This window comes from Pseudomonas sp. DTU12.3, from assembly GCF_004124275.1.
GTDB lineage: Bacteria > Pseudomonadota > Gammaproteobacteria > Pseudomonadales > Pseudomonadaceae > Aquipseudomonas > Aquipseudomonas helmanticensis.
Genome location: NZ_CP027218.1, coordinates 2,133,485 through 2,151,424 on the forward strand (window position 1 = coordinate 2,133,485; position 17,940 = coordinate 2,151,424).

Below are 17,940 nucleotides of genomic sequence, written 5' to 3' on the forward strand. Positions count from 1 at the left end.
CAGCATGAAACCGATTCAGCTGCCCCTAGGTGTGCGTCTGCGTGACGACGCCACCTTCATCAACTACTACCCAGGCGCCAATGCCGCTGCACTCGGCTATGTCGAGCGCCTTTGCGAAGCCGACGCCGGCTGGACCGAAAGCCTGATCTATCTGTGGGGCAAACACGGCGTAGGGCGCACGCATCTGTTGCAGGCGGCTTGCTTGCGTTTCGAGCAGATGGGTGAGCCGGCGGTTTACCTGCCATTGGCCGAGTTGATGGATCGCGGCGTCGAAATCCTCGATAACCTTGAACAGTACGAACTGGTTTGCCTGGATGACTTGCAGGTGATTGCCGGCAAGGCTGACTGGGAAGAGGCGATGTTTCATCTGTTCAACCGCCTGCGTGACAGCGGTCGCCGCCTGCTGATCGCCGCCTCGACTTCGCCGCGTGAACTGCCGGTGAAACTGGCTGACTTGAAATCCCGCCTGACCATGGCGCTGATTTTCCAGATGCGCCCACTTTCCGATGAAGACAAATTGCGAGCCTTGCAATTGCGCGCATCACGTCGTGGTCTGCACCTGACCGATGAAGTCGGACATTTTATTTTGACTCGCGGCACTCGCAGCATGAGTGCGCTGTTCGATCTGCTTGAACAGCTCGATCAGGCCTCTTTACAGGCGCAACGCAAGCTGACAATTCCCTTCCTCAAAGAAACCCTCGGCTGGTAGTCATCCCTTTTATTTCGGGGCTTTCAGCGGGTTTCGGCATATTTCAGGCGCCAGAAAACCCGCTTTCCTGCACGCTGTGCAGGCCGCGTATCGACTCAAATGGGCTTAAGCGCTTAGATGTAAACGAGAAACCGAGAAGTCACAAAAAGATCGATTGAATTTGCAAATGAGGTCGATAGCGGGCATAGTCTCGGCTTCTTTACAACTATCAGCCACGGTCGTGCCCATGCTAAAGCGCTTCGCACCCCTCGTGCCTCTCGCACTCGTCACCCTGTTGTTTGGTTGCGCTGCTCATTCTCCAGTTCAAGAGCAGTCTCAACAGGTTAAAAATTCCGCCACGGCCCAGTCTTCCGTTATTTATCAGGAAGAGCTGGATACCGAAAAAGAACTCAACGAATTCAATGGCAGCAAGCCTTATCAGCTTCCTGTTCTGGCCGACAGCATCCTCGAACGCGGCATGTCCCTGATCGGTACCCGTTACCGTTTCGGCGGTACCTCCGAAGCCGGTTTCGATTGCAGTGGTTTCATCGGTTACCTGTTTCGCGAAGAAGCCGGCATGAACCTGCCACGCTCCACCCGCGAAATGATCAATGTGGATGCGCCGCTGGTTTCGCGCAGCAACCTTGAGCCGGGCGACCTGTTGTTCTTCGCCACCAATGGTCGTCGCGGTCGTGTCAGTCACGCCGGGATCTACCTGGGTGACAACCAGTTCATTCACTCCAGCAGTCGTCGCAGCGGCGGTGTTCGCATCGACAGCCTGGGTGACAGCTACTGGAGCAAGACTTTCATCGAAGCCAAGCGTGCACTCGCAAACGCTCCGACCGTAGTCACCGCTCGCAAGTAATTCCCCCTGTTGTCGCTGCGCTCGCGGCGACAATCAGGCTGTCGGCAACGGAGTAGACCTATACTTTACAAGGTGAAGTTAAAGTCTTACTTGAAGTTTGTCGTATAGCCGCTAGAATCCTGAATCTATATTGATGGCAAACCGCCTGCGTGCTCCGCAGGCGGTTTTGTTTTCTGTCCATCCGGCAGAGAAAGCCGCAGCCAGATCAGGATGTTCTGCTTATGACGATGTCGGCCCGCCTCACATTGATGCTCTGCGCTGCGCTGCTCAGCGCCTGCGCCAGTCGCACACCGCCGCCTGCGCCGGTTGCCCGCGCGCCTATGGTATTCGGCCCCTCACAATCCTTTTCACCCGCCGCTGAAGACGTACTGTTTCGCGCGCTGGGCCTGGTTGGCACGCCTTATCGTTGGGGCGGCAACACGCCGGATTCGGGTTTTGATTGCAGTGGCCTGATCGGTTTTGTCTACCGCGATGCGGCGGGCATCAACCTGCCGCGCTCGACGCGTGAGCTGATCGTCATGCAGGCACCGAATGTCGGCAAGGAAGGCTTGCAGACGGGCGATCTGATCTTCTTCGCCACCAATGGCGGCTCGCAGGTCAGTCATGCGGGGATTTATGTTGGCGAAGGGCGCTTTGTGCATGCGCCGGCGACGGGCGGCACGGTCAAGCTCGATAGCTTGTCGAAGGCGTATTGGCAGAAGGCTTATCTAAGTGCCAAGCGGGTGCTCCAGCCTGAGCATCTGGCGCATAACCCATAAACTAGCAACACAAAACCCAATGTGGGAGCGGGCTTGCTCGCGAAAGCGGTGTGTCATTCAAATCATCATTGACTGATACACCGCTTTCGCGAGCAAGCCCGCTCCCACATTTATTATGTGTGAGGCGCTGAGTTATTTCGCGGCAGACACTCGCCACACCTTGTTGCCAACATCGTCCGCCACCAGCAAGCCACCCTGCTGGTCGATCACCACACCCACCGGCCGGCCCAGCGCGTTCTCGTCCTTGTCGAGGAACCCGGTCAGCACATCCACCGGTGTGCCATTTGGTTTGCCACCGGTAAACGGCACGAAAATCACTTTGTAACCGCTGTGCGGTTTACGGTTCCACGAGCCATGCTGGCCGATGAAGGCGCCTTCCTTGAATTGTGCCGGCAAGGTATTACCCTCGGCGAATGTCAGGCCGAGAGAAGCGGTATGCGGGCCAATCGCGTAATCCGGAGCGATAGCCTTGGCCACCAGATCCAGATTCTGTGGCGACACGCGCACATCGACATGTTGGCCGTAATAGCTGAACGGCCAGCCATAGAAAGCCCCGTCCTTGACTGAGGTGATGTAGTCCGGCACCAGGTCGCTGCCGATTTCGTCACGTTCATTGACCGCCGTCCACAGCGCGCCGCTGGTGGGTTCCCACGCCAGGCCGTTGGGGTTGCGGATGCCTGAGGCGAAGATCCGGTGATTGCCGGTCGCCCGATCGACTTCCCAGATCGCCGCGCGACCTTCTTCTTTATCCAGGCCGTTCTCGCCGACGTTGCTGTTCGAACCAACCGTCACGTACAGCTTGTTGCCGTCCTTGCTGGCGATAACGTTTTTGGTCCAGTGATGGTTGATCGTGCCGCCGGGCAGGTCGGTAACCTTGATCGGTTGCGACTTGATCTCGGTCGCGCCGTTTTCATAGTGAAAGCGCAGCAAGCGATCGGTATCGGCGACATACAGATCATTGCCGACCAGAGTCATGCCGAACGGTGAATTGAGGTTTTGCAAAAACACTGTGCGCGTCTCGGCCACGCCATCGTGGTCGGCATCGCGCAGCAGGGTGATGCGGTTCGGGCTTGGCACGCCGGCGCCGGCCTTGCCCATGACCTTCTTCATGACCCAGCCACGAATACCGCTGCTGTCGTCAGGTTTCGGCGGGGCATTGGTTTCCGCAACCAGCACGTCGCCGTTGGGCAGCACATAGAGCCAGCGCGGGTGATCAAGACCTTCGGCAAAGGCCGCCACTTGGGTGCCGGCCGCCGCTGTCGGTTTGCCGCCCTGGGGCCAGCCGATTGCCGGGGCGATGTTCACCGTCGGGATCAGAGTCTTGTTTGGTTCGGGCAGTTTCGGTGACGGGCCGGTGCCGTCGGAGACTTGCAGGCTGGAGGATTCACCGCAGGCGGCGAGCCCTCCGGCGAGGGCGATGACGAAAACGAGCTGGGGCTTGCGCATTGCTGATCTTCCCTATGAATGCATTCCTAATCATAGAGGAGGACGCAAGCCCGATGGTTCAACTGCTCAGCCGCGGGCTTCCTTGAAGAGCACGGCGATGCCCGGGTGATAGTTGCCGGCTTCGCTGCGCAACTTGCGGTAGGCGTAGGGGAAATACCAGGCGACGGCGCAGGTATGTTCCTTTTGCAGATCGTCGACCATGTCCTGCAGCTCTTCGGGGCTGGCACTGTGCTGGGCTTTTTGCGGGGCGACGAACAGGCAGCCAAGCTTCAGGTCACTGGCGAAGCTGATGCGTTTGGCGTCGCTGGTAATGTCCAGCAAGGCTTGGGTCAGGTTGAGATTATTCACTCGAGGCCAGCGCTGGGTGGCCTGAATGTAGGCGCGATCTTCGGCGCCGGCGATAAACAGATCGGCGCGGGCATTGCGCTCGCCTTCTTCGTTCTGTTTGCGCGTGGGGGTGTCGGTGAGGGTGACCAGCTCGGCCATCCATGCCGCTGCCGAGAGCAATCCGAGATTGGCTTTCTCGTCGTGCCAGTAAGGCGTGTCGCTGTCGCCGCGCACGGCGTTGTAGCGGTCGATACAGTCAAACCAGCGTTCAAGCATCGGGCGCAGGAATTCCAGGCGCGGGTTGCTGATGATCATGCCTTGCATCGTAATCATCCTTATTGTTGTGATGGGCTTTTTCGAGAAAAACATGGCTCTTTGATATCATTTGTATCAGTGTGGCACAAGATTGGCGCCAGTTAATTGATCGGCGGCAGTTATTCGCCCGCCGGCCCCCTCTTTAATTGACGCTCCACCCCCAACCCTCTAACCTTCGCGGCTTGTTTCAGGTGCTCTGTGACCGACGTCGACAGAGTGAAACAGGGAAGCCGGTGAGGGTTGTCTTCAAGCGAAGACTGGCCACGATCCCGGCGCTGCCCCCGCAACGGTAAATGAGTGAACACTGCGTCGAATGCCACTGCTCAACAGCGGGAAGGCGCGCAGTCAGGCCAACGCCGCTCATGAGCCCGGAGACCGGCCTGATCCATCCAGCGGCATCACGGTGGGCGATGCCAGGCTTTTTGCCGTCTATTCTTGTGCCTGCCCGCCGTTATCCAGCCCCAACGGAGAGCTCCCCCATGACTGATTCCCCCGAGCGCGACGAACGCCATCTGGCGCGTATGCAGCGCAAAAAAGCCGTGATCGACGAACGCATCGCCAACTCTCCCGACGAGTGCGGCCTGGTGCTGGTGCTGACCGGCAATGGCAAAGGCAAAAGCAGTTCGGCGTTCGGCATGCTCGCGCGCGCCATGGGCCACGGCATGCAGTGCGGCGTGGTGCAGTTCATCAAGGGCCGCAACAGCACCGGCGAAGAATTGTTTTTCCGCCGCTTCCCCGAACAAGTGCGCTTCCACGTGATGGGCGAGGGCTTCACCTGGGAAACCCAGGACCGTCAGCGTGACATCGCTGCTGCCGAAGCCGCTTGGGCAGTCTCCCGCGAGCTGTTGCGTGATCCGTCGATCGGTCTGGTGGTGCTCGATGAATTGAACATCGCCCTCAAGCACGGCTACCTCGATCTCGATCAAGTGCTCAGCGATTTGCAGGCGCGGCCACCGATGCAGCACGTGATCGTCACCGGTCGTGCGGCCAAGCCGGAAATGATCGAGATGGGCGACACCGTCACCGAAATGGGTATGCTCAAACACGCCTTCCAGGCCGGCATCAAAGCGCAGAAAGGCGTCGAACTTTGAATCAACCACGTCACTGCCCGGCGGTGCTCATCGCCGCGCCGGCTTCCGGTCAGGGCAAGACCACCGTTACCGCCGCGCTCGCCCGATTGCATCGCAATCAGGGGCGCAAGGTGCGCGTGTTCAAATGCGGCCCGGACTTCCTCGACCCGATGATTCTCGAGCGTGCCAGCGGTGCGCCGGTGTATCAACTGGACATGTGGATGGTCGGTGAGCAGGAAAGTCGTCGTCTGTTGTGGGAAGCCGCCGCCGAGGCGGATCTTATTTTGATCGAAGGCGTGATGGGCCTGTTTGACGGCACGCCGTCGAGTGCCGATCTGGCGCGGCATTTTGGTGTGCCGGTGCTCGGCGTGATCGACGGGACAGCGATGGCGCAGACCTTTGGTGCGCTGGCGTTGGGCCTGGCGAAGTACCAACCGGATCTGCCATTTGCCGGGGTTTTGGCCAACCGGGTCGGCACGTTGCGTCATGCGCAATTGCTCGAAGGCAGCCTTACAGAAGGTCTGCGCTGGTACGGCGCATTGTCGCGCGAGACCGGCATCGAACTGCCGAGCCGTCATCTCGGTCTGGTGCAGGCCAGCGAGTTGAATGACCTCGATGTGCGACTCGACGCCGCCGCAGCAGCGCTCGCCAGCAGCTGCGAGGTAGCGCTGCCACCGGCCGTGGAATTTGCCGCGCCGGACGTTATCGCCGTCGAGCCTTTGCTGAAAAATGTGCGCATTGCCGTTGCGCGTGATGAGGCGTTTGCCTTCACCTATGGCGCGAGTCTCGATCTGCTGCGCGCGATGGGTGCCGAGTTGAGCTTTTTCTCGCCGATCCGCGATAGGCAACTGCCAGACGCGGACAGTCTGTATCTGCCGGGCGGTTATCCGGAATTGCATCACGTGGCATTGTCGCAGAACACCGCGATGCTCGAGGCGATCCGTGCGCATCATGCGGCGGGGAAACCGTTGCTCGCTGAGTGCGGCGGGATGCTGTATCTGCTCGATTCGCTGACTGATGTTGAAGGCAAGCGGGCTGAGCTGGTCGGATTGTTGACCGGTGATGCAGTGATGCAGAAACGTCTGGCGGCGTTGGCGTTGCAGGCGGTGGATCTGCCGGAAGGTTCGCTGCGTGGGCACACTTATCATCATTCGCTGACGACGACCGAGCTGACCCCGATTGCCCGAGGGTTCAGCCCGAATGGCGGGCGTGGGGCTGAGGCGGTTTATCGTGAGGGGCGGATGACGGCTTCTTATGTGCACTTTTACTTTCCGTCGAATCCTGTGGCTGTCGCTGCACTGTTTGCACCAGAATTTGAGGCCGCCTTCGCGAGCAAGCCCGCTCCCACAGTGGCCAATGTGCTTCCTGAAGAAATGCAATCTCCTGAGGATGGGGGCAGGCTAGCTGATGCATTGCCTGAAGAAACCAGATCCCCTGTGGGAGCGGGCTTGCTCGCGAAGAGGCCATGACAGACAACGCATTCTCCGAAGCCGAGCGCCAAGCCGTCTATCGAGCCATTGCCGAGCGCCGCGACATGCGCCACTTCACCGGCGGGACGGTCGAGCCTGAGTTGCTGCGGCGTCTCCTTGAGGCCGCCCACCAAGCCCCAAGCGTCGGCCTGATGCAGCCCTGGCGCTTCATCCGCATCAGCGACCGAAACCTGCGCGGCCAGATCCAGAACCTCGTCGAAGAAGAACGCATCCGCACAGCCGAAGCACTGGGCGAGCGCAGTGACGAGTTCATGAAACTCAAGGTCGAAGGCATCAATGACTGCGCCGAAGTGCTGGTCGCGGCGCTGATGGATGATCGCGAGAAGCACATCTTCGGGCGCCGCACGTTGCCGGAAATGGACATGGCTTCGTTGTCCTGCGCGATTCAAAACCTCTGGCTGGCCTCGCGTGCCGAAGGGTTGGGCATGGGCTGGGTCTCGCTGTTCGAGCCGCAGGCACTCGCCGATTTACTGAAATTGCCGCAAGGCGCTAAACCTCTGGCCGTTTTGTGCCTGGGCCCGGTCAAGGAATTCTATCCGGCGCCGATGCTGGTACTCGAAGGGTGGGCGCAGGCGCGTCCGCTCAATGAGTTGCTGTATGAAAATTATTGGGGAGTGAGTCAATGAGTGTGGCGTTGTTGAGTGTCGCCGCAGTTGCGCTGGATGCGTTGCTCGGTGAACCGAAACGCTGGCATCCGCTGGTGGCGTTCGGCAATTTTGCCGGGCGCATCGAGCAACGTTTCAACGCCGGTGGTCGCGGCTGGCGCAGCCATGGCGTTACCGCGTGGGTGATCGCCGTGCTGCCGCTGACGTTGCTCGCCACGGCATTTTCCTGGGCGCCGTACGTGGGCTGGGTGGTCGAGATTCTCGCGTTGTATTGCGCGCTCGGCATGCGCAGCCTTGGTGAACATGTCGCGCCGGTGGCTGCCGCGTTGCGCGCGGATGATCTCGACGAAGCGCGCAAGCGTGTCGGCTATCTGGTCAGCCGTCAGACCGATGAACTTGACAGCACTGCCGTCGCCCGCGCCGCCACGGAGTCGGTGCTGGAGAACGGCAGCGATGCGGTGTTCGCCGCGCTGTTCTGGTTTGTCGTGGCCGGTGCGCCTGGCGTGGTGCTCTATCGCCTGAGCAATACCCTCGACGCGATGTGGGGCTATCGCAACGAACGCTTTGAGCGTTTCGGCTGGGCGGCGGCAAAAATCGACGACGTGTTGAACTACATTCCTGCGCGCCTGGTGGCGTTGACCTACGCGTTGCTCGGCAAAACCCGACTGTCCTTGAAGTGCTGGCGCACACAGGCGCCGAAGTGGGACAGCCCGAACGCCGGCCCGGTGATGGCCGCAGGTGCCGGTGCGCTGGGTGTCGAACTGGGCGGCCCGGCGATCTATCACGGCGAACTGCATGAGCGCCCGCAGCTCGGCGAAGGGGCGCCAGCCGATGCCGATTCCATTGATCGCGGCTGGCAATTGGTCCAGCGCGGCGTATGGTTATGGCTGCTGATTCTCTGCGTGGGGGCTGAATTCTATGCTTGAGCACGGTGGCCGGCTGCGCAAGGCGGCGCTCGACTACGGCATTGCCGAAGCTGACTGGCTCGACCTGTCCAGCGGTCTCGCGCCGTGGCCGTTCCCGATCCCGGAAATCCCGCTGCGTGCCTGGGCGCGCTTGCCGGAAACCGATGACGGTCTGGAGCAGGCGGCGTGCGATTACTACGGCGCCGCACAAGTGCTGCCGGTGGCTGGCTCGCAAATGGCCATTCAATTGCTGCCGCGTTTGCGTCGCACCGGCAAGGTTGGCGTTTTATCGCCGTGCTATGCCGAACACGCCGAAGCCTGGCGTCGCAGCGGTTACATCGTGCGCGAAGTGCTGGAGCAGGAAGTCGAGTTCTTTCTCGACAGTCTCGACGTGTTGGTGGTGGTCAATCCGAATAACCCGACCGGCCTCAGTCTGACCCCGGCGCGGCTGCTCGACTGGCATGCGCGACTGGCGCAGCGCGGTGGCTGGCTGGTGGTCGATGAAGCGTTCATGGACAACACGCCGCAGCTGAGCCTGGCGCCGTATGCGCATCAGGTCGGGCTGGTCGTCTTGCGTTCGTTCGGCAAGTTCTTTGGTCTGGCCGGCGTGCGTCTGGGCTTTGTGCTGGCCGAGCGTAAATTGCTGCGTTTGCTCGCCGAACAAGTCGGGCCGTGGGCCGTCAGCGGGCCGACGCGCGTGCTTGGCCAGGCGTGTCTGCAAGACACCGAAGGCCATACGCGTCAGCGCATCCGCAGCGATGAGGCGAGTGAGCGGTTGGCCCTGATGCTCGCGCGCTATGGCTTCAAACCACAGGGTGGTTGCGCGCTGTTCCAGTGGCTGATCACCGAGCATGCGCAGGCGTTGCACGAGTTCATGGCGCGGCGCGGCATCCTCCTGCGCATCTTCACCCACAACAGCAGTTTGCGTTTTGGTCTGCCCGCTGACGTCGTCGAAGAGGCGCGTCTCGAACAGGCTTTGCTGGCTTTCACCAAGGACAACGCATGACAACCCTGATGGTGCAGGGCACCACTTCCGACGCCGGTAAAAGCACGCTGGTGACGGCGTTGTGCCGCTGGGCGACCCGCCAAGGTGTCGCGGTCGTCCCGTTCAAACCGCAGAACATGGCGCTCAACAGCGCGGTGACGGCAGACGGTGGCGAGATCGGTCGCGCGCAAGCGGTGCAGGCGCAAGCGGCGCATCTCGAACCGCACACCGACATGAATCCGGTGTTGCTCAAGCCGAACAGCGACACCGGCGCGCAAGTGATCATCCATGGCCGCGCCGTCACCAGCATGAACGCCGTCGCCTATCACGACTACAAAGCCATCGCGATGCAAGCGGTGCTGGCCTCCCACGAACGGCTCAGCGCTGCGTATCCGCTGGTAATGGTCGAAGGTGCGGGCTCGCCGGCGGAGATCAATCTGCGTGCCGGCGACATCGCCAACATGGGTTTTGCCGAGGCGGTAGATTGCCCGGTGCTGCTGATTGCCGACATCAATCGCGGCGGGGTTTTCGCCCATCTGGTCGGCACGCTGGAGCTGCTCTCGCCGAGCGAGCAGGCGCGGGTCAAAGGTTTCATCATCAACCGTTTTCGCGGCGACATCGCTTTGCTGCAACCGGGTCTCGACTGGCTGGAACAGCGCACCGGCAAACCGGTGGTGGGCGTGTTGCCCTACGTGATGGATCTGCATCTGGAAGCCGAGGACGGCATTGATCAGCGCCAGACCGACAAGGCCGAACAAGTGCTGAAGGTGGTGGTGCCGGTACTGCCGCGAATCAGCAACCACACCGACTTCGATCCGCTGCGTTTGCACCCGCAGGTCGACCTGCAATTTGTCGGTCCGGGGCAGGCGATTCCGGCGGCTGACCTGATCATTCTACCCGGCTCGAAAAGCGTGCGCAGCGACCTCGCTTATCTGCGTGCCAATGGCTGGGACACGGCAATCAGTCGGCATTTGCGTTACGGCGGCAAAGTGCTGGGGATCTGCGGCGGTCTGCAAATGCTCGGTGAGCAGGTGCATGATCCTTTGGGCCTCGAAGGCGCGCCGGGTTCCAGTGCCGGCCTGGCTTTGCTGGCGTTCGAAACGACGCTGGAAGCCGAGAAGCAATTGCGCAATGTGCGCGGGCGGCTGGCGCTGGAAGATGCCGAGGTCAGCGGTTATGAAATCCATGCCGGGGTGACCAGCGGAGCGGCGCTGGAACATGCGGCAGTGCATCTGGATGACGGTCGTTGCGACGGTGCCCAGAGTCTGGATGGGCAGGTGTTCGGCACATATCTGCATGGCTTGTTCGAATCGCCGGCGGCGAGTGCGGCGTTGCTGCGCTGGGCCGGGTTGAGCGATGTGCAGGAGGTCGATTACCACGGCTTGCGCGAGCGCGATATCGAGCGCTTGGCGGATCTGGTGGAGAAGCATCTGGATACCGAGCTGTTGCGCCGGCTCTGTGGGATTTGAATCGTCTGTGCAGACCTCTTCGCGAGCAGGCCCGCTCCCACATTGGATCACCTAACCCCTGTGGGAGCGGGCTTGCTCGCGAAAGCGTCAGCCGCCCCAACACATAAAATTCAGGATGTCCCCCATGCTCCAACTGATCCTCGGCGGCGCCCGCTCCGGTAAAAGTCGTCTGGCTGAAAAACTCGCCAGCGACAGTAATCTTGCGGTCACCTACATCGCCACCAGCCAACCACTCGATGGCGAGATGAGCGACCGTGTCGCTCATCACCGCGCCCGTCGCCCAGCCGAATGGACGCTCATCGAAGAACCATTGGAACTGGCCCGCGTCCTGCGCGAAAACGCCAGCGCCGAGCGCTGCCTGCTGGTCGATTGCCTGACGCTGTGGCTGACCAACTTGCTGATGCTCGATGACGCCGAGCGTCTCGCCGCCGAGCGCGAATCCCTGCTCGAATGCCTGGCCGCGCTGCCGGGTGAAATCATTTTTGTCAGCAACGAGACCGGAATGGGTGTCGTGCCGCTGGGCGAATTGACTCGCCGCTACGTCGATGAAGCCGGTTGGCTGCATCAAGCTCTGGCCGAGCGCTGTCAGCGTGTGGTGCTGACGGTCGCCGGCTTGCCCCTGACTTTGAAAGGATCTGCGTTATGACTCAATCGTGGTGGCTGAATTCGTGCCAACCGCTGCATGCCGAGGTGCTTGCACAAGCGGCGGCGCGGCAGCAGCAACTGACCAAACCGGCCGGCTCGCTGGGTCGGCTGGAATCGGTGGCGGTGCAACTGGCCGGGCTGCAAGGGCAGGTCAAACCGACGCTGGAGCAGGTCTGGATCGCGATTTTTGCCGGCGATCACGGGGTGGTCGCCGAAGGGGTTTCGGCGTTCCCGCAGGAAGTCACCGGGCAGATGCTGCTGAACTTTGTCAGCGGCGGGGCAGCGATCAGTGTGCTCGCGCGTCAATTGGGTGCGCAGCTCGAAGTGGTCGATCTGGGTACCGTGACGCCGTCGCTGAATCTGCCGGGTGTGCGTCACTTGAACATCGGCCCGGGCACGGCGAATTTCGTGTTGGGCGCGGCGATGACTCAGGCTCAGGGCGAGCTTGCTTTGCAGGCTGGGCGTGACAGCGTGCTGCGCGCGAAAGCGGCTGGCGCTCAGTTGTTCATCGGCGGCGAAATGGGTATCGGCAATACCACCGCGGCCAGTGCGCTGGCCTGCGCCTTGCTCGATTGTCCGGTGATGCATCTGACCGGCCCGGGCACAGGTTTGAACGCGGAAGGCGTCAGCCACAAAGCGCAAGTCATCGAGCGCGCATTGGCCTTGCACGCGGCGCAACGTGGTGATGCGTTGCAGACGTTGTTCAACCTTGGCGGTTTCGAAATCGCGGCGCTGGTCGGTGCCTATCTGGCCTGCGCGCAGGAAGGCGTTGCGGTGTTGGTCGACGGCTTTATCTGCACGGTCGCCGCGCTGGTCGCGGTGCGTCTCAATCCTGCGTGTCGCGAGTGGCTGTTGTTCGGGCATCGTGGCGCCGAGCCGGGCCATCGTCACGTACTCGAAGCGCTCGGTGCTGAGCCGTTGCTGGAACTTGGCCTGCGTCTGGGCGAGGGCAGTGGTGCGGCGTTGGCGGTGCCATTGTTGCGTCTGGCGTGCGACCTGCACGGGCAAATGGCGACGTTCGCCGAGGCGGCAGTTGCGGATCGTCCGGCATGACATTGCATCTGGATCTGCTGCGCCACGGTGAGACTGAACTCGGTGGCGGATTGCGCGGCAGTCTCGACGATGCGCTCACCGAGAACGGCTGGGCGCAGATGCGTGCAGCGGTGCTCGAGGGCGGGCCGTGGGATCGTCTGGTCAGCTCGCCGTTGCAGCGTTGCGCGCGGTTTGCCGCTGAGCTGGGTGAGCAGCTGAATTTGCCGGTGCAGCTCGACAAGGATCTGCAAGAGCTGCATTTCGGCGCGTGGGAAGGGCAGAGCGCGGCGGCGTTGATGGAGACCGATGCCGAGGCATTGGGCCTGTTCTGGGCCGATCCGTATGCGTTTACACCGCCGCAGGGTGAGCCGGTCAGTGATTTTTCCGCGCGGGTGCTGGCAGCCGTTACGCGCCTGCACGACGCCTGTGCCGATGAGCGGGTTTTGCTGATCAGTCACGGCGGTGTCATGCGCCTGTTGCTGGCGCAAGCGCGTGGGTTGCCGCGTGAGCAATTGCTCAATGTCGAGGTCGGGCATGGCGCGTTGTTTGCGCTGACGGTCGAGGTCGATGGTTCACTCAAGGAAGGTCGCTGACATGTTGCCGCTGTGGATCGCCCTGCAATTTCTCAGCAGCTTGCCGATTCGGTTGCCGGGCATGCCTGAGCCGGAACAGCTAGGGCGCTCGCTGCTGTTTTATCCGCTGGTGGGTTTGCTGTTTGGGATGATCCTCTGGACGCTGAATATGGCACTGGCCGGCGCGCCGTTGTTGCTGCATGCAGCACTGCTGTTGACGGTGTGGGTGTTACTCAGTGGCGCGTTGCACCTCGATGGCCTGGCCGACAGCGCCGATGCCTGGCTCGGCGGCTTCGGTGATCGCGAGCGCACGCTGACGATCATGAAGGACCCGCGCAGCGGGCCGATTGCGGTGGTCACGCTGGTGCTGGTGTTGCTGCTGAAGTTTGCCGCGCTGCTGGCGTTGATCGAGCAAGGGCATGGAATTATCCTGGTCATCGTGCCGTTGCTGGGGCGGGCGGCGTTATTGGGGTTGTTTCTGACCACGCCGTATGTGCGCGCCGGCGGGTTGGGGCAGGCGCTGGCGGATCATCTGCCGCGCAAGGCCGGGTGGTGGGTGCTGGGCTTGAGTGGGCTGGCCTGTGCGTTGATCGCCGGGTTCAGTGCAGTCGTTGCGCTGGTGATTGCTGTCGGGGTGTTTGTCTGGCTACGGCAGGTGATGATGCGGCGACTGGGTGGGACGACCGGCGATACGGCGGGGGCGTTGCTGGAATTGCTGGAGATGGTGGTGTTGGTTGGTGTTGTGCTGATTTAGAATCAAAAGATCGCAGCCTTCGGCAGCTCCTACATCGGTTCGCGTAAACCTGTAGGAGCTGCCGAAGGCTGCGATCTTTTTCATCTGTAACTTGATTTAACACAGTCGCGGGTATATACACGCATCATGCTTCCATCTCAGTGTTTGTGCACCAACCTGCGTCGCGCCGCTCGTGGCGTCAGCAGGCATTACGACGGCGCTCTCGACGGCTTCGGGATCAACGTTGCCCAGTATTCTCTGCTGTGCAATCTACAGCGTCTGGATCAGCCGAGTATTTCCGAACTTGCTGAGGCCATGGGCCTGGATCGCAGCACCCTCGGGCGCAATCTGCGCGTGCTGGAAGGCGAAGGGCTGGTGGCGCTGGCCGAGGGCGAAGACATGCGTAACCGCATCGTCCGGCTCACCGAAACCGGTGCACAACGTCTGGCAGATGCGCTGCCGGCCTGGGAGGCGGCGCAGCAGCGATTGATCGATCGGCTGGGTGCCGAGAAGCGTGAAACCTTGCTCAAATTGCTGGATGAACTGGCCTGAGGCCGGTTTTTTCCAAACTCAAGCGGGTATATACCCGCAAGCGGAGAACAATAATGACATCGATGTGGCGTACGTGCGGTTGGGTGTTGGTCGGAAGTGCGCTGATCCTCGCGTTGTCATTGGGCGTGCGGCACGGTTTCGGTTTATTCCTGTCACCAATGAGCGCGCAATTCGGCTGGGGCCGCGAGGTGTTCGCTTTCGCCATCGCCCTGCAGAACCTGATCTGGGGCCTGGCGCAGCCGTTCACCGGCGCCTTGGCTGACCGTTTCGGCGCAGCGAAAGTGGTGCTCGTTGGTGGAGTGCTCTACGCGGTAGGTCTGGTGTGCATGGGGCTGTCTGATTCGGCGGTGACGCTGTCATTGAGCGCCGGTTTACTGATCGGTATCGGCTTGTCCGGGACGTCGTTCTCGGTAATCCTCGGCGTGGTCGGGCGCGCGGTGCCGCCAGAGAAACGCAGCATGGGCATGGGCATTGCCAGCGCTGCCGGCTCGTTCGGTCAATTCGCCATGTTGCCGGGCACGCTGGGGCTGATCGGCTGGCTCGGCTGGTCAGCAGCGCTGTTGGTGTTGGGTTTGCTGGTGGCGCTGATCGTGCCGCTGGTGAGCATGCTCAAGGACAAACCGCTGCCGGTGCTCGGCCATGAACAAACTCTGTCCGAGGCGCTGCGTGAGGCTTGCTCGCATTCGGGTTTCTGGTTGCTGGCGTTCGGCTTTTTCGTCTGCGGTTTTCAGGTGGTATTCATTGGTGTGCATCTGCCGGCATATCTGGTCGATCAGCATCTGCCTGCTTCCGTCGGCACTACGGTGCTGGCGCTGATCGGCCTGTTCAACATCTTCGGCACTTACACCGCTGGCTGGCTCGGCGGGCGCATGTCGAAACCGCGTTTGCTGACTGCGCTGTATCTGCTGCGTGCGGTGGTGATCGTGCTGTTCCTGTGGCTACCGGTGACGACCACCTCGGCTTATCTGTTCGGCATGGCCATGGGCTTTTTGTGGCTGTCGACGGTGCCGTTGACCAACGGTACGGTGGCGACCTTGTTTGGCGTGCGCAATCTGTCCATGCTCGGCGGTATCGTGTTCCTGTTCCATCAGCTGGGTTCGTTCCTCGGCGGCTGGTTGGGCGGGGTGGTTTACGACCGTACCGGGAGTTACGACTTGATCTGGCAAGTGGCAGTCCTTCTCAGCCTGTTGGCGGCCGCGCTGAACTGGCCTGTGCGCGAACGTCCGGTCGCCCGCCTGCAAGCCGCTGCGAGCGCCGCATGAGTCGATTCTGGCCGCGTATCGTCCTCGCCGCACTCGGCGCCGCATTGCTGGCGCTGGTGTGGTGGGGCTGGCATCAGGGTGGTCTGGCGTTGATGCAGTTGGGCATGAGCATTTGCTAGAAGCAGGCGTGGCGAGTAACGTCGAAGCCTGACGACTGCTCAAGGAAGTTCGACATGCTGATGCGCTGGTGTGCTGTTCCCGCGTTGCTGATGGCGCTGACTGGCCTTGCCCAGGCCGCCGATTGCCCGGAATTGTTACAAGGCTCGCTACCCAAATTGCGGGCCAAGGAATCCATCGATCTGTGTCAGCAGTACGCCGACAAGCCTTTGGTGGTGGTCAATACCGCGAGCTTTTGCGGGTTTGCCCCTCAGTTCGAAGGGCTTGAAGCGCTGCACAAGCGCTACGAGTCGCAAGGGCTGCAAATGCTCGGCGTGCCTTCCAATGACTTCAAGCAAGAGTCCAAGGACAGCGCCGAGACCGCCAAGGTCTGCTACGCCAACTACGGCGTGACATTCGCCATGACCGAGCCGCAGAAAGTCCGTGGTGACGACGCCACCCACCTGTTTCAAGTGCTCGCCGCGCAGAGCAGCGCGCCGAAGTGGAATTTCTACAAATACGTGGTCGATCGCCAAGGTAAAGTCATCGCCAATTTTTCCAGCCTGACCAAGCCGGACGATCCGGAATTCATCGCCGCGATCGAAAAAGCCATCGCCTCGAAACCCCTCAAGCCATGACCCGCTGCGCTTTTTGTGGGAGCGGGCTTGCTCGCGAAGGCGTTCCGTCAGCCAACGCATGGGTTAACTGACACACCGCTTTCGCGAGCAAGCCCGCTCCCACATTGGATCAGTGGTGTTTCGGATGTGGCACAAAAAAGCCCCGCTTTCTGCAAAGAGAGCGGGGCTTTTTGTGGGCGAGGGGTCAACCTCGCCGTGCAGCATCAGAAGCGGTAGGTCGCGCCGACACCGAAACCGTTTGCCGAGTTTTCATACTTGGCGTCGTAGGTCTGGCCACGATCGTTTTCGTTGTGGATCTTCACCGACTCTTCCTTCAGGTACGAGTAAGCGACGTCGATGGTCAGGTCTTCGGTCGGGCTCCAGCCGGCACCGATGCTGAAGATCGTACGGTCGCCAGTCGGGATACGTGGCGAGCGGTCGACGTTGTTGGTCGGCGACTGGTCGAAAGTCAGACCGGTACGCAGTACCCATTCCTTGTTCAACTGATACGAAGTACCCACGGCGTAAGCCCAGGAGTCGTGCCAGTTCTGGTCTTCGGTGATCTCGCCGAACTGACCGGCCAGCAGCGGCTGCACGCCCGAGTTCTCGACAGTGATTTTCTTCAGCTGGCTCCAACGGGTGAAGGTCGAACCGGCGTAGACGTTCCACTGATCGTTGATTGCCTGGGTCACCGAGAAGTCCAGGGATTCAGGCGTAGTGATCTTCAACGAAGCGTCGTACTTCTGGCTGGAACCCAGACCGACTGCGGCCAGTGCGCCGTAGTTGACCTTGGTGTTGCCTTCGAGCTTGTAGTCGACTTTCGAGTGATAGGTCAGGCCCAGACGGGTAGTGTCGGTGGCTTGAACCAGCACGCCGATGTTGTAGCCCAGCGCGGTGTCGTCACCCTTGATCTTGACCTTGCCGTCCGGTGCTGCCTGAGTGATCGACAGGTTCGATTCCAGGGTACCGTCGATGCGGTTGATGGTCGGGCCGAAACCGATCGACACGACGTCGTTGAACTTGTAGCTCACGGTTGGCTGGAAGGTGATCACTTGTACTTCGGACTTGCTGCCGAAGTAACGGCCGGCAAAGCCGTTTTCGTAATCGGTAATCAGACCGAACGGCACGTAAACACCGAGACCGAAGGCCCAGTGATCATCGATCGGTTTGACGTAGAAGCCCATAGGTACGGAGGTGAAGGGCACCATGTCGCCTTTGTTGCTGCCGCCGTTAGGGCTGGAGCTGGCGTCGCTGATATCGGTTTTTGCGTCGAGGAATGCAACACCGCCAGTGACTTGTTCACGCGTGATGCGCGACATGCCGGCAGGGTTGCCATAAACAGTGCTTGCGTCGTCGGCAGAAGAAGATCGCCCGGCGTAACCCGTCCCCATCCCGCTAATGCTGTGTTCGTTGATGGCAAAGCCAGCTGCGAAAATCTGCGTGGATGCCATGGTAACGGCGAGGCTAAGGGTGGTTTTGAGCATGACTTTTTTCATTATTAGAACTCC

The 17,940-nt window shown here is 61.0% G+C and carries 20 protein-coding genes and 1 riboswitch; of the genes, 17 read left to right on the top strand and 3 right to left on the bottom strand.

The features are described from left to right. Positions 1–4: 4 nt before the first annotated feature. The 3 genes from hda (at position 5) to C2E19_RS09855 (ending at position 2,311) form a co-directional block, all read left to right on the top strand. Entirely contained in the window at positions 5–709 is a 705-nt protein-coding gene (gene hda / locus C2E19_RS09845) for a DnaA regulatory inactivator Hda (protein WP_008082931.1), read from the top strand. A gap of 226 nt (positions 710–935) precedes the next feature. Further along, positions 936–1,553, top strand: a complete 618-nt coding sequence (locus C2E19_RS09850) for a C40 family peptidase (protein ID WP_129391119.1) — start codon at positions 936–938, stop codon at positions 1,551–1,553. A gap of 221 nt (positions 1,554–1,774) precedes the next feature. Beyond that, positions 1,775–2,311, top strand: a complete 537-nt coding sequence (locus C2E19_RS09855) for a C40 family peptidase (protein WP_129391122.1) — start codon at positions 1,775–1,777, stop codon at positions 2,309–2,311. A 132-nt stretch (positions 2,312–2,443) separates the two neighbouring features. On the opposite strand, the gene C2E19_RS09860 is transcribed toward C2E19_RS09855, so the two are convergent. Together C2E19_RS09860 and C2E19_RS09865 are read right to left on the bottom strand one after the other, a co-directional pair. Beyond that, a complete protein-coding gene (locus C2E19_RS09860; protein ID WP_129391125.1) occupies positions 2,444–3,757 on the bottom strand; it encodes a sorbosone dehydrogenase family protein in 1,314 nt (437 codons plus the stop codon). Positions 3,758–3,823: 66 nt separating this feature from the next. Continuing rightward, entirely contained in the window at positions 3,824–4,408 is a 585-nt protein-coding gene (locus C2E19_RS09865; RefSeq protein ID WP_129391128.1) for a hypothetical protein, read from the bottom strand. Positions 4,409–4,571: 163 nt separating this feature from the next. Continuing rightward, a riboswitch (cobalamin riboswitch) is annotated at positions 4,572–4,798 on the top strand. Between the two features lie 80 nt (positions 4,799–4,878). Between C2E19_RS09865 and cobO the strand changes: the two genes are divergently transcribed. The 14 genes from cobO (at position 4,879) to C2E19_RS09930 (ending at position 16,453) form a co-directional block, all read left to right on the top strand. Further along, positions 4,879–5,490 (top strand): cob(I)yrinic acid a,c-diamide adenosyltransferase, encoded by a 612-nt coding sequence (gene cobO / locus C2E19_RS09870; protein ID WP_003223053.1) that lies wholly within the window; start codon positions 4,879–4,881, stop codon positions 5,488–5,490. After that, positions 5,487–6,938: a cobyrinate a,c-diamide synthase gene (locus C2E19_RS09875; RefSeq protein ID WP_129391131.1), complete on the top strand. Its 1,452-nt coding sequence runs from the start codon at positions 5,487–5,489 to the stop codon at positions 6,936–6,938. Before cobO ends, C2E19_RS09875 begins: the two co-directional genes overlap by 4 nt. Further along, the gene (bluB, locus tag C2E19_RS09880; protein ID WP_129391134.1) at positions 6,935–7,585 is read left to right on the top strand and encodes a 5,6-dimethylbenzimidazole synthase; all 651 of its coding nucleotides are present in this window, start codon (positions 6,935–6,937) and stop codon (positions 7,583–7,585) included. Before C2E19_RS09875 ends, bluB begins: the two co-directional genes overlap by 4 nt. Beyond that, on the top strand, positions 7,582–8,490 hold the full coding sequence (gene cbiB / locus C2E19_RS09885; protein ID WP_129391137.1) for an adenosylcobinamide-phosphate synthase CbiB: 909 nt from the start codon (positions 7,582–7,584) through the stop codon (positions 8,488–8,490). Before bluB ends, cbiB begins: the two co-directional genes overlap by 4 nt. Further along, positions 8,483–9,475: a threonine-phosphate decarboxylase CobD gene (cobD, locus tag C2E19_RS09890; protein WP_129391140.1), complete on the top strand. Its 993-nt coding sequence runs from the start codon at positions 8,483–8,485 to the stop codon at positions 9,473–9,475. Before cbiB ends, cobD begins: the two co-directional genes overlap by 8 nt. Continuing rightward, complete coding sequence (locus C2E19_RS09895; RefSeq protein ID WP_129391144.1) at positions 9,472–10,923, top strand: cobyric acid synthase; 1,452 nt, start codon at positions 9,472–9,474, stop codon at positions 10,921–10,923. The genes cobD and C2E19_RS09895 overlap by 4 nt, the downstream gene beginning before the upstream one ends. 124 nt (positions 10,924–11,047) lie before the next feature. Further along, positions 11,048–11,569, top strand: coding sequence for a bifunctional adenosylcobinamide kinase/adenosylcobinamide-phosphate guanylyltransferase (cobU, locus tag C2E19_RS09900; protein ID WP_129391147.1), 522 nt, complete (start codon positions 11,048–11,050; stop codon positions 11,567–11,569). Then, positions 11,566–12,621, top strand: a complete 1,056-nt coding sequence (cobT, locus tag C2E19_RS09905; RefSeq protein ID WP_129391150.1) for a nicotinate-nucleotide--dimethylbenzimidazole phosphoribosyltransferase — start codon at positions 11,566–11,568, stop codon at positions 12,619–12,621. The genes cobU and cobT overlap by 4 nt, the downstream gene beginning before the upstream one ends. Then, complete coding sequence (gene cobC, locus C2E19_RS09910) at positions 12,618–13,193, top strand: alpha-ribazole phosphatase family protein (RefSeq protein ID WP_129391153.1); 576 nt, start codon at positions 12,618–12,620, stop codon at positions 13,191–13,193. Before cobT ends, cobC begins: the two co-directional genes overlap by 4 nt. 1 nt (position 13,194) lies before the next feature. Next, positions 13,195–13,926 (top strand): adenosylcobinamide-GDP ribazoletransferase, encoded by a 732-nt coding sequence (locus C2E19_RS09915; protein ID WP_129391156.1) that lies wholly within the window; start codon positions 13,195–13,197, stop codon positions 13,924–13,926. Positions 13,927–14,052: 126 nt separating this feature from the next. Beyond that, positions 14,053–14,457 (top strand): MarR family winged helix-turn-helix transcriptional regulator, encoded by a 405-nt coding sequence (locus C2E19_RS09920; protein ID WP_129391158.1) that lies wholly within the window; start codon positions 14,053–14,055, stop codon positions 14,455–14,457. A 53-nt stretch (positions 14,458–14,510) separates the two neighbouring features. Continuing rightward, on the top strand, positions 14,511–15,719 hold the full coding sequence (locus C2E19_RS09925) for an MFS transporter (protein WP_129391161.1): 1,209 nt from the start codon (positions 14,511–14,513) through the stop codon (positions 15,717–15,719). Next, positions 15,716–15,838, top strand: coding sequence for a hypothetical protein (locus C2E19_RS29150; RefSeq protein ID WP_256661296.1), 123 nt, complete (start codon positions 15,716–15,718; stop codon positions 15,836–15,838). Before C2E19_RS09925 ends, C2E19_RS29150 begins: the two co-directional genes overlap by 4 nt. A 54-nt stretch (positions 15,839–15,892) precedes the next feature. Beyond that, positions 15,893–16,453 (top strand): glutathione peroxidase, encoded by a 561-nt coding sequence (locus C2E19_RS09930; protein WP_129391164.1) that lies wholly within the window; start codon positions 15,893–15,895, stop codon positions 16,451–16,453. Positions 16,454–16,656: 203 nt separating this feature from the next. Here C2E19_RS09930 and C2E19_RS09935 read toward each other — a convergent pair whose 3' ends face one another. Next, complete coding sequence (locus tag C2E19_RS09935; RefSeq protein ID WP_129391167.1) at positions 16,657–17,928, bottom strand: OmpP1/FadL family transporter; 1,272 nt, start codon at positions 17,926–17,928, stop codon at positions 16,657–16,659. Positions 17,929–17,940 lie beyond the last annotated feature (12 nt).